Raw genomic sequence first — 718 nt, 5'->3', positions numbered from 1 at the left:
GCTACGACACGCTCATGTACTCCAACCTGCTGACCTTCGCCGTCGGCGGCGCCGTGGGCCTGGGCTGCTATCTGCGGCTGCTGGACGGACGGCGGGCCCGGGCCATGGCCACCGTGCGGCAGAACGAGCGGATGGAGCTCGCCCGCGACCTGCACGACTTCGTCGCCCACCACGTCACGGGCATCATCGTGCACGCCAACGCCGGGCTGATGATCCAGGAGAGCTCGCCGGAGCAGATCAAGCCGCTGCTGGAGGGCATCTCGCGGGCCGGTTCGGAGACGCTGGACTCCATGCGCCGCCTGGTGCGGGTGCTGCGCGAGGACGAGCACGAGGCGACCCGCCCGGGCGAGCTGCTGACGGAACTGGAGCGCCTGGTCGGCGCGTTCGCCGGGAACGGCACCGGCGCGACGCTGGAGGTCGGCCCCGAGGTGCGCGGGGCCCGGCTGGCGCCCGAGGTGGAGACCTCCGTGCACCGCGTGGTGCAGGAAGCCCTGACGAACGTACGCCGCCACGCCCACGGCGCGGATGTCGTCGTCCGCCTCGGCCTCGACGGCGACCGGCTGGGCGTGGAGGTGCGCAACACGGCGCCGGGGGCGCGTACGACCGTGCCAACGGGCGGCCGGGGCGGCTTCGGCCTGGTGGGCCTGCGCGAACGCGTGGAGGCCGTGGAGGGCTCCTTGGACGGCGGCCGTACCGAGGACGGCGGCTGGTGCGTGAC

Annotated in this window: 1 protein-coding gene; it reads left to right on the top strand. The window is 74.0% G+C overall.

The genetic code is table 11. The features are described from left to right. Nucleotides 1–14: 14 nt before the first annotated feature. On the top strand, nt 15–718 hold a 704-nt coding region (locus tag CCN37_RS38510; protein ID WP_246843649.1), incomplete at its 3' end, for a sensor histidine kinase.

Origin of the sequence: Allokutzneria sp. NRRL B-24872, from assembly GCF_002155965.1 — a bacterium.
Lineage (GTDB): Bacteria > Actinomycetota > Actinomycetes > Mycobacteriales > Pseudonocardiaceae > Allokutzneria.
Note: the sequence above shows the minus strand (reverse complement) of the source record. Positions and strands in the feature narration are given on the sequence as shown.